The following is an 11,411-nucleotide window of genomic DNA, read 5'->3' on the forward strand; positions in this document are numbered from 1 at the left end:
TCTTCCATCTTCATCTTCATCTTCATCTTCCATCAACCTCAATTCCCTACCTGTAAATCTGGCTGTCGACGTTGGTCGTATTTTAAATCCTTAAGAAGATTCGATTTAATACCAATAAAGAAATTCCAAGAGCTACGATCACTAAACGGAATCCAAGAAAAATTCATTCTCCAACTTAATAAATCACGCTCAAAACGCAGTTGTGTATAGGTAAATCCTTGGTTTAAAAAATCGTAACCAGAAGAAGCACCAACACTCCAACGTGGAGATAAATCAACGTCACCAGAGAACATTAAAGAATGTGAAGAAATCGTGTTTTCTCGTCGTGTATTAGAGTAGTTAACCGCATAAGCCAAACGTAAGCTCCAAGGCATTTTGTAATTATAGAATTCGTTATTTTCTTCTTCGTTATCTTTCTTTTTATCATCATCATCAGAAAGGCGCTTATCTGCAAAATCTTGTGAGCGGCCAAAGAGGTCATCGGTTCGGCCACCAGAACGCGCAGCTTGGTTTGATGATGCATCGTCATCTTTAGAGTCTTTGCCAGAAAAGCTATCGTTAGAAAGGGTATAACTCATATTCATGTTCGCCGAAGTTAAACGGAATAAGCTACCTCCATTATTCACATTAAACGTATTAATGAGACTGTTGTTACTATCTAAGGCGTAAGGATTAAGGGTCATACCAAAGTTAATACTCATTTTTTTATTCAAAATTTGAGTTCCTCCACTTACCCTAACTGGACTCCAGCGTAAGGAATCTGCTGCAATATCGTATGAGGTTGCAAAGTTGAGGTTGTTAAGGATAATAATCTTTTCAGCTTCTGTTTGTGTAGAATCTTTTGCCCTAATTTTGGCTTCTAAATTATTTCCTAAGGTGATACCAACGTTGTTAGAAAGCCGATTGCCAGGACGGCCAAATAGTGAGTTTTCAAATCGTGTAAATTCTTCCGTAGTAGTGCCATCAGCATCAATAACGTCATAAGTTTCATAGTACTGATCGAACGCAGGATTTATGGAATAACTTACAGAAGGTCGCATAACATGCCTAATGGCTTTTATTTTCTTGTCTTCTTCTTCATCTTCAAAATTATACATGCCATAAATAGTAGTACCAACACTGGCTCCAACATTATAGGTTAAAAAACGATCAAAACCGTTTTGATCTATTGTTACAATGTCATTTGTTGCTAAATCTTGAAATCTACTAATCGTTTTAAGCGTCCATGTTTCTTCAAAATTAGCATTAGCACTCACACTAAAATGGTTAAATACCTTAAAATTAGTGGTGACTGGGATAGTGTGACGCATTCCCGTTAAGGCATCATCAAACATTTCACTTGTTCCGAAGATAGTGTCATTAGTACGGATACTGTATTCTCCTCTGGTATTTACTTGAAAGTTAATGTTCTGAATAGCTCCTTTTTTAGTTCCATTTTTTGGTGCAAACGGAAAAACTCTACTCATCGACGCTTGCAAGGTAGGTAAGGTTAAATCGATATCTCCAGTATTGGTGTTTTGTCTGTGCGATGCCGTTAAATTTACATTGACCTGCGGTTCGCCTTGAAATGTTTTTGAATAGGATACAGAAGAAGCTAACGTATTATTTAAAAAATTAGCCTGATTCAATTGATTTATAGATTGTTGAAAGTAATTACTACTTCCAAGGTTTACAGACGCAGAAAAACGAGAATTAGGATTAGATTTTGCATCTTGGCTATGGGACCAGCGGATGTTATAAACCGTTTGCTGACTAAAATCTGGAAAACCACGTTCACTCGTTAGTAGATTTTCGTATCGAAAGCTTAGGTTACCATTAAACTTATAGCGCACCGCATAGTTATTTTCAATACGTAAGCCATAACTACCGTTTGTGTAATAATCTCCTAAAACAGCCAAATCGACATAATCATTAATGGCAAAATAATAACCACCATTTTGCAGAAAATAACCTCTGTCTCCGCCAGAATCTTCTCCAAACGACGGAAAAATAATACCTGAAGTTTGTGTTTTAGTCATAGGAAAAAAAGCAAAGGGCAAGGCAATGGGAGTTGGTACTCCATAGATTTCCATGTAGGTTGGCCCAACAATGACTTTTTTGTTAGGTACCATTTTCATTTTAGTGGTTACAAACTGATATTCTGGATCTTCTTCGTCTTCAGCTGTGGTGAATTTTCCGTTTTTCATAAAATAAACAGAATCATTTTCTTTTTTCGTAATTGGAGAATAGACTTTAAATCCTTGTTGTTCGGTTCTAGAATTAAAAACTAAAGCTTTTTTTGTTTCTGTATTAAATACAATGGAGTCCGGCTCAATTATATTTTCACCTTGTTTAAAAACAGGACGTTGAGAGTAGCCTGTAGAATCCTTTAAACGTCCAGCATAAACCAAATTTTTACTATAATCAATAACAATGATACCTGCTGTAATATCCATGTCTTGGTAGAGCACTTGGGCTTCATTATAGAGGTATATTTTTTTTTCTCTTTGGTTTAAAGATACATAATCAGAGGCTTTATATTTTACAGTAGCTTCTAAAAGCCCTTTCTTTTTAGTAGAATCCTTTTTTGTGGAATCAATTTCTTTAAGATTAACTGGTGGTTTTAAAATGGAATCTAATGGTGTAACAACGGAGTCTTTAGGTTGCTGAGCCAGAATTTTAGTGTCGTTTTTTGGTAATTCTTGTGCGAAGCTAAAAGTGTTGATAAACACTGTAAAACTCAAGGCAAAAAGTATGTGTAAGCTGGTTGTACGCAATCCTTTTAGATGTATTTTTGTAAAACTGTGGCTCGGTTTTTGAAACGCCAAAAGTACAGATATTTTTTTGTGATTAATTTATTAATACAATAAAGTTTAAAAATCGGCTGTTACTTATATAAAGGCATAAAACCCAAGTTTAAAACTCTTAAATCAAATATGCAAACGACCCATAAATATAGAATAGTATTATTGCTACTGACATTTATAAGTACTTTAACATCTCACAACAGCTTGTTTGCACAAAGCGATAAGTTTGTTGTGGTTTTAGATGCTGGTCATGGAGGCCATGATTCGGGTAATGTTGGTAATGGTCATAGCGAAAAGAATATTGCTTTAAAAGTGACACTAGAAGTTGGTAAAGCATTAGCGAAAAACCCTGATATTAAAGTCATTTATACCCGGAAAACAGATGTTTTTGTAGAATTATTTGAACGTGCTAATATTGCAAATAAAGCGGATGCAGACCTTTTTGTGTCTATTCATTGTAATGCGCATAGTTCTCAAGCTAGTGGTACTGAAACGTTTGTTTTAGGTGAAAAAAACACAGGACGTAATTTTGATGTGGCCAAGCGCGAAAATGAAGTGATTTTTTTAGAAGATAACTATAAAGAGAATTATGCAGGTTTCGATCCCAGTTCGCCAGAGTCTACCATAGCCATTGGTATAGAACAAGAAGTTTATGTAGAACAAAGTATTGTTTTAGCACGAAAAATAGAAGATAATTTTATCAATAAGGCGAAGCGAAAAAGTCGTGGTTTAAAGCAAGCCAGTTTACTTGTCATACGAAACACCTACATGCCAAGCGTTTTAGTCGAAGTTGGTTTTTTAACCAATAAAAGTGAAGGCAGTTTTTTAAATACCAAAGCGGGCCAAACTAAAATGGCTCATGCGATTAAAGTGGCTGTTTTAGATTATAAAAATGAACTCGATCAAAATGTAGGTAGTCATATTTTAACAGGACAAAATGAAACTGCCGTTCTCGAAGATTTGACACCTAGAATTTATAATGGGATTACCTTTAAAGTTCAAATCGCAGCAAGCTCTAGAGCATTAGAAGCTAAATCATATAATTTTAAAGGTCTCGCAGATATTTCAAGAGAAAAAGCAGGGAACTTATATAAATACTACAGTGGTGAAACTTCGGATTTTAATAAAGTAAAACAGCTGCAAGACGAGGCAAAGTCAAAAGGCTATTCTGGAGCCTTTATTGTTGCCTACAAAGGTGGTAAAAGAATTAGCATGACGGAAGCCTTGAAATCTACAAAGGATTAGGAACATTATTTATATATTTATTCCTAATTTTGTTACTCATCAAAGTATAGCCCATTGAAAATCTCAAGAGAAATTAAAACAGCCGTATTAGTCTTGTCTGGTATTGCTCTTTTTTTATATTTATTTACCTATTTAAAAGGTGAGGACTTATTTTCAAATTCTAATACATACTACACAGAATTTGATTACAACGCTTTAACCTTATCCTCTGGAGTCACCGTAAAAGGAAATAAAATAGGTAAAATCGAAGATATTAAGTACGATTTCGAATCGGGTAAAACACGCGTGGCTTTTTCTGTAACGCCAGAATTAAAGTTTTCTAAAAATAGTATCGTAAGACTATATCAAGATGGTTTAATGGGAGGCAATGCATTAGCCATTATTGAAGCAAGTGATGGTGCTATGGCAACATCTGGTGATTTTATAAAATCGGAAGTCAAACCAGGCATGATTTCTTCGTTAGAAAAGAATTTTTCTGGTATCAGCGAAGATTTAGGATCTACGCTTCGGTCTTCAGACTCTTTAATTAATAACTTAAATGCCATGGTGGTTGATGAGTCAGGCGATGGTTTAAAGCAAACTATAGCAGAGCTAAATGCCACCTTAAAGTCTTTTAAAACTGTAGCCTTAAATGCAAATAAGCTGATTAATCAAAATGATGAAAAAATAGCATCATTATTAGATAGTTTTGAAAAGACGAGTGGAGAATTAGCCATATTTACTAAGAGCTTAAATGAAGCTGATATTTCAAAAACAGTAAAAGATTTAGATGCCATGGTCTTAAAGTTTACAGCATTAGCTAGTAGTCTTGAAGCAGGAGAAGGTTCTTTGGGTAAACTTTTAAAAGATCAAACGCTTTATGATAACCTTGAAGCGGCTACAAAAGAAATGGAACTTTTACTTTTAGATATTAAATTACATCCAGCACGTTACCGACGCATTTTATCGAAAAAGGAAATTCCTTACGAGGAGCCAACCGAAGCAGAATTAAATAACAACTAGACGCGTTTCTTATGGAATACATACCAAATATCATTTTTGCCCTACTGCTCATTGCAGGTATTGGCTATTTTGCAAGAAATGTCAAAAAACTCATTCGTAATATCAAATTAGGTCATGAGGTTGATGCCAGCGATAATAAAGCGGAACGTTGGAAAAACATGGCATACATAGCCTTGGGTCAAAGTAAAATGGTAAAACGACCAGTTTCAGGTTTGCTTCATGTCATTGTATATGTCGGTTTTGTTATAATTAATATTGAAGTTTTAGAAATTATTATCGATGGTATATTTGGAACACATCGTATTGGTTTATCCATATTACCAGAATCAGTTTACGGTTTCTTAATTGGTACGTTTGAAGTTTTAGCCGTATTGGTGCTGCTAGCCGTATTAGTGTTTTGGGCAAGACGAAATATAGTTAACATACAGCGCTTTAAAAGTTTAAAAGGCTGGCCAAAAAATGATGGAAATATCATTCTTTATTTTGAAGTGGTCTTAATGTGTTTATTTCTTCTAATGAATGCAACAGACATACCGTTTCAAGACTTAGGAGCAGGTAATGTGATTTCACAATTTATAGCACCTTGGTTTAGTGGTTTTTCACCAGAAGCTTTGCATACTATTGAGCGTGGCGCATGGTGGCTGCACATTGTTGGTATTTTGGTATTTCTAAACTATTTATATTTCTCTAAGCATTTACATATTTTATTAGCCTTCCCTAATGTCTATCTAGGAAGTGTGGAGCCAAAAGGCAAATTGAATAATTTGGAAGCGGTAACTGCTGAGGTGAAATTAATGATGGATCCAGATGCAGATCCGTATGCTGCACCTGCGGAATCTGCCGAAGATGAAGTGCCAGCTAAATTTGGTGCGAGCGATGTGATGGATTTAAATCAAATTCAGTTGCTTAACGCTTACACGTGTACGGAATGTGGTCGTTGCACCAGCGAGTGTCCTGCTAACTTAACAGGCAAAAAATTATCGCCTCGTAAGATTATGATGGATACACGAGACCGTTTAGTTGAGGTCGGTAAAAATATCGATGCCAACAACGGAGTATTTAAAGATGATGGGAAACAACTCTTAGGTGATTATATTACAAACGAAGAGCTTTGGGCTTGTACCACATGCAACGCTTGTGTAGAGGCTTGTCCTGTAAGTATAGACCCATTATCGATAATTATGGATATGCGTCGTTATTTAGTAATGGAGCAAAGTGCAGCACCAATGGAATTAAATACAATGATGAGCAATATAGAGAACAACGGAGCACCTTGGCCTTACAACCAAATGGATCGTTTAAATTGGAAAGACGAATAAAACTCTCAATGTTGTCTGGTTGAGCGCAGTCGAAACCTAGTTGTAAAATAAATTTAAAACATAACAAATGAGCGAGCAACTTAAAGTGCCAACCATGGCAGAGATGATGGCAGAAGGCAAACAACCAGAAATTTTATTTTGGGTAGGTTCTGCTGGTAGTTATGATGATAAAGCAAAAAAAATAACGAAGGCGTTTGTAAAAATACTTCACAAAGCCAACGTCAGTTTTGCGGTTTTAGGAACGGAAGAAAGTAATACTGGTGACGTTGCTAAACGCGCTGGTAATGAATTCTTATTTCAAATGCAAGCCGTTATGAATATTGAAGTGCTTAATGGTTACGAGGTGAAACGCATTGTGACCTGCGATCCACATTCTTTCAATTGCATAAAAAATGAATATCCAAGTCTTGGCGGAAGCTACGATGTTATTCATCATACACAATACATCGAAGAGTTAATGACCTCTGGCCGTTTAACTTTAGACGGAAATACGTTTAAAGGTAAACGCATTACATTTCACGACCCTTGTTACTTAGGACGTGCAAACAAAGTGTACGATGCACCAAGAGATGTATTAAAGAAAACCAATGCTACTTTAGTTGAAATGAAACGTCATAGAGGTACAGCCTTATGTTGTGGAGCTGGTGGAGCACAAATGTTTAAAGATGCCGAACCAGGAAACAAGGAAATTAATGTTCTTAGAACTGAAGATGCTTTAGAAACACAACCCGAAATTATCGCGACAGGTTGTCCATACTGCAAAACCATGATGTCTGATGGAGTAACGTTCAAAGAAAAAGAATCTGAAATTGTAGTTATGGATATTGCTGAATTGATCGCAGAGGCTTAATTTTTTTTTAGTGTTATGGGAAATAACATCGAAAAATTACCGCTAAAAACAAGAATTAAGACTGGAGTGCTGATTGGCTTGTTTTTGCTTCATTAATGGCAGGTTTTGATTATTATGAAAACAGCCGATTTTCCTTGATTAAATTTATTTTCTGTGCTACGTTTTACTGGTTTTTTATGAGTTTAGCCTTTAGGAATAAGGTTAAAATAGAAAGATTAGTCTTTTAAAATTAACCAAATCGTTTTATGATATGACTTTCACCAACCTACAAATACAAACTGAAGACTTGCCCAAAGTAGAAGAGGTGAGCCTAAAACCGATTTCAAAAGCCTATTTCAAAATTATTTTACTGAATAAATTAGCCATTTATGCCGTATTATTTGCATCTGTTATTGCTGCTAAATATGTTATTGAGCGTAAAGAAGCACTCAACATTAACATTTGGTATCTCATTTTTATAGTCTTGGCATTTTGCACTATTAACATTGTGGTGAGTTCTTTGGCTTTTAAAAAACGAAAATATGCCATTCGAGAGCACGATGTAATTTACTCAAAAGGCCTAATTATACATTCTATAATCACGCTTCCAATGTCTAGAATCCAACATGTAGAAGAATCTCGAAGTTGGTTAGCAAGACAATTTGGTTTGGCCACATTAAAAATATTTACGGCAGGCGAAGCAGGAAGTGATTTAAGCATTAAAGGTTTGCCACATTTCGAAGCCAAACAAATTAAAGAAATCATCAGCGAAAAGATCAATGGAAACGACTGATTTCTCGCAACCCATAAGACAATCATCTAAAGGCATTATCGTTATTTTTGCGTTTAATGTGTTTACGTTTTTTAAAAAGTTCTTTGTTCTTTTTATTGCATTTGGTGTGTCGTTAATGCGACGAAAGTCTTTTGGGAACATGTCGCCAACGATGATGATGTTGGGCTTAATCGGTGTTTTAATCATTATTCTAATCATTGCCATTTTAAAATATCTCAATTTCAAATTTCATTTAAGTAAAGATGATTTTCATTTAGCAACAGGCATTATCAATAAGGATACGACGATAATTCCGAAGTCTAAAATTCAGAATGTTTACATCAAACAAAATTTTTTACAACAAGTGATTAATGTGGTTTCCGTAAAAATTGAAACTGCAGGAGATAAAAAATCCGAAATTGAAATTAGTGCTTTAGATAAACCGACAGCGCTGCGCTTAAAAAAGAAATTGTTTACTAAAGCTAATTTAGAAAATGAAAATAAAATTACGGATGGAGCAGAAGTACCGACCGAACGCAATGTGTTTTTTAAAGTCACGCCAAAACGATTGCTATTAGAAGGCTTATCGCAAAATCATTTTAAAAGCTTTTTAGGAATTACGGCTTTTGTTTTTGGTTTGTATTATGAATTTAAAGATTATTTAGAAGATTTAAATTTAAAAGATACCGTTGAAGGCGTTGTTGACCTTAAAGAGCAGACCTTACTCAATTTGTTAATTGCTAATGTACTCATCATACTTGCCGTTGTGTTGTTTTCATTTATATTTTCAGTGGTAAAAACCTTCATTATTAATTTTAATCTCGAAGTTGTAGAGCATCAAAAAACAATAGAAATTAATAAAGGACTTTTCAACAAAGTGTCTTTGAGTTTAACACCAAATCGTATTCAAAATTTAGTCATTACAACCAATCGTGTCAAACAATATTTCGGATTGCATAGCTTATCGGTAAAGCAAGCCATGGTTGATGTAAAACAACAAAAGAATTTTAAAATTGTAGCTTTAGAAAAAGCCCAACTCAACTACTTACTCAATAAACTTTTAGCCGATTACAACGATGGTGCGCCTGAAAAAGCAAAACCCAGACCTTATTTTATGCGAATCTCAGCCTTAGAGATGCTCTTATTCGGCATCATCATTAATAGTTTAGCCTTGTTTTTATTTGGAACCCAACTTTTATGGATTAATGCCGTTTTTATCCCTTTAGCTGCGTTGTATGTTTACTTCGCTTATAAAAAAGCGTATTATAAAATTTCAGATAATTTTGTGACTATTGGCAGTGGAGTGATTGATACCACAACAAATATTCTCGAAATTCATAAAATCCAAGCCGTAAAGCTACAGCAGACTATTTTTCAAAAACGACAACATATTGCATCCGTTAAAATTTCAACGGCTTCAAAATCAGTAACCATTCCTTATATTTCAAAATCGGAAGCTTTATCTATTTATAATTTTCTGTTATATAAGGTGGAATCTCAAGATAAAGATTGGATGTAAAATTGTATTTTTACCGTTAAATGAGTTCGTTAAAAAACAGAAGTTTATGCTAGTCGATTTTAATACCTTACCAGAAGAAGCAAGAGTCTGGATTTACCAAGCCAACCGTTCATTTTCAGATCAAGAATTGGAAGAAATAAAAAACCAATTAGATACATTCATTGAAGCTTGGACAGCGCACGGAAAAGATTTAAAAGCAGGCTATAAATTTGTTTATAAGCGGTTTATAGTTATTGCCATGGATCAAAGTTTGAATAGCGCAACAGGCTGTTCCATAGACGCATCAGTAGGTTTTATTCAGCAATTAGAAAAACAATACAATGTGGATTTAATGGATAAAATGAATGTCTCTTACAAGCAAGGTGAATTTGTAGCCTACAAATCATTGATAGATTTTAAAAAAATGGCACAACAAAAAGCAGTTTCTAAAAACACCATCGTCTTTAATAATTTGGTGACGAATATTGCCGAATTTAATGAGAATTGGGAAGTGCCTGCAAGTGAAAGTTGGCATAGTAGATTCATAAAATAGAAATTCCAACGTTTAAATCTCAAATTCCAGTCCGTACGTAATAAATCGTACATCTTAAATCAAAATTCGTAATTCATTAAATGGACACAGACATTTTCTTATTAAATATTTCAGGACAAGATAAACCAGGATTAACATCCAGCTTAACAGGTGTTTTAGCTGCATACGATGCTAAAGTTTTAGATATTGGACAAGCAAACATTCATGATACCTTGTCTTTAGGCATTATGTTCGAAATAAAATCAGGTAAAAAATCAGCAGCAGTACTTAAAGATTTATTATTCAAGGCTTACGAGTTGGGTATTACTGCCAAGTTTTCACCAATATCACTTGAAGATTATGAGAAGTGGGTGAATCTTCAAGGTAAAGACCGCTACATTATCACCATTTTAGGCGAAAAATTAACGGCTTTACAAATATCTGAGGTCACTAAAATAATTTCAGCTAAAAACTTAAACATAGATTCTATAAAACGTTTAACAGGAAGAACCTCTTTGGTAAAACACGAAGACTATCCAAGAGCGTCGATTCAATTATCCATAAGAGGCAACATTAGTGACAAGTCAGATTTCACGCAGAAATTTATGGAGATTTCACGCGAATTAGATGCCGATATTGCGTTTCAAGAAGATACGATTTTTAGACGTAACAGACGTTTGGTGTGTTTTGATATGGATTCCACGTTGATACAAACCGAAGTTATTGATGAGTTAGCGGAATTGGCTGGAGTTGGTAAGGAGGTTAAAGCGATTACAGAATCTGCGATGCAAGGCGAAATAGATTTCAACGAAAGTTTTAAACAACGCATGAAACTTTTAGAAGGTTTAAGCGAATCGGTTTTACAAGAAGTCGCAGAGCGTTTGCCAATTACAAAAGGAGCTAAACGACTGATTGATACCTTACATTATTACGGATTTAAAACAGCCATTTTATCTGGTGGATTTACGTATTTCGGACATTACCTTCAGAAAAAATTAGACATCGACTATGTGTATGCCAATCAGCTCGAAATTAAAGATGGCAAATTAACTGGTGGTTATTTAGGCGATATTGTGGATGGCAACAAAAAAGCAGAATACTTACAGTTATTGGCAGATAATATGCAAATAGATATTAACCAAACTATTGCTATTGGTGATGGTGCTAACGATTTGCAAATGCTAAATTTAGCTGGTTTGGGTATTGCGTTTCATGCAAAGCCAAAAGTGAAAGACAATGCACAAAGTTCTATTTCTAGTATTGGCTTAGATGGTGTGCTGTATCTGTTGGGTTATCACGATCGTCAGATTGATTTGTTTGAGTAGGTTATACTCTTGGGTTTTTCAAAATTGTCCTGATAATTTTAATATACGGATAAATGAAGCGGTATGTGTTTTTAAAAAATGACTTTCTGTACTTTATCTGCGA

At 34.7% G+C, this 11,411-nt stretch carries 9 protein-coding genes; 8 read left to right on the forward strand and 1 reads right to left on the reverse strand.

Going from position 1 to position 11,411, the window contains the following annotated elements:
• Positions 1–38: 38 nt before the first annotated feature.
• Positions 39–2,807, reverse strand: a complete 2,769-nt coding sequence (locus AB8B52_RS00250) for a putative LPS assembly protein LptD (protein WP_406024058.1) — start codon at positions 2,805–2,807, stop codon at positions 39–41.
• Positions 2,808–2,915: 108 nt separating this feature from the next.
• Between AB8B52_RS00250 and AB8B52_RS00255 the strand changes: the two genes are divergently transcribed.
• The 8 genes from AB8B52_RS00255 to serB all read left to right on the forward strand — a co-directional run bounded on the left by AB8B52_RS00255 (position 2,916) and on the right by serB (position 11,308).
• Positions 2,916–4,031: an N-acetylmuramoyl-L-alanine amidase gene (locus AB8B52_RS00255; protein WP_406024060.1), complete on the forward strand. Its 1,116-nt coding sequence runs from the start codon at positions 2,916–2,918 to the stop codon at positions 4,029–4,031.
• Positions 4,032–4,085: 54 nt separating this feature from the next.
• On the forward strand, positions 4,086–5,033 hold the full coding sequence (locus tag AB8B52_RS00260; RefSeq protein ID WP_406024062.1) for an MlaD family protein: 948 nt from the start codon (positions 4,086–4,088) through the stop codon (positions 5,031–5,033).
• 11 nt (positions 5,034–5,044) lie between these two features.
• Positions 5,045–6,352 (forward strand): 4Fe-4S dicluster domain-containing protein, encoded by a 1,308-nt coding sequence (locus AB8B52_RS00265; protein WP_406024063.1) that lies wholly within the window; start codon positions 5,045–5,047, stop codon positions 6,350–6,352.
• Between the two features lie 67 nt (positions 6,353–6,419).
• The gene (locus tag AB8B52_RS00270) at positions 6,420–7,202 is read left to right on the forward strand and encodes a (Fe-S)-binding protein (protein ID WP_406024065.1); all 783 of its coding nucleotides are present in this window, start codon (positions 6,420–6,422) and stop codon (positions 7,200–7,202) included.
• 250 nt (positions 7,203–7,452) lie between these two features.
• Positions 7,453–7,974, forward strand: a complete 522-nt coding sequence (locus AB8B52_RS00275; protein ID WP_406024067.1) for a PH domain-containing protein — start codon at positions 7,453–7,455, stop codon at positions 7,972–7,974.
• On the forward strand, positions 7,961–9,472 hold the full coding sequence (locus AB8B52_RS00280) for a PH domain-containing protein (protein WP_406024069.1): 1,512 nt from the start codon (positions 7,961–7,963) through the stop codon (positions 9,470–9,472). Before AB8B52_RS00275 ends, AB8B52_RS00280 begins: the two co-directional genes overlap by 14 nt.
• A gap of 46 nt (positions 9,473–9,518) precedes the next feature.
• On the forward strand, positions 9,519–10,004 hold the full coding sequence (locus tag AB8B52_RS00285; RefSeq protein ID WP_406024071.1) for an ABC transporter ATPase: 486 nt from the start codon (positions 9,519–9,521) through the stop codon (positions 10,002–10,004).
• Between the two features lie 80 nt (positions 10,005–10,084).
• Positions 10,085–11,308, forward strand: a complete 1,224-nt coding sequence (gene serB, locus AB8B52_RS00290) for a phosphoserine phosphatase SerB (RefSeq protein ID WP_406024073.1) — start codon at positions 10,085–10,087, stop codon at positions 11,306–11,308.
• The last annotated feature ends 103 nt before the right edge of the window (positions 11,309–11,411 follow it).

Origin of the sequence: Winogradskyella sp., from assembly GCF_045105575.1 — a bacterium.
In the GTDB taxonomy this organism is placed as follows: Bacteria; Bacteroidota; Bacteroidia; order Flavobacteriales; family Flavobacteriaceae; genus Winogradskyella.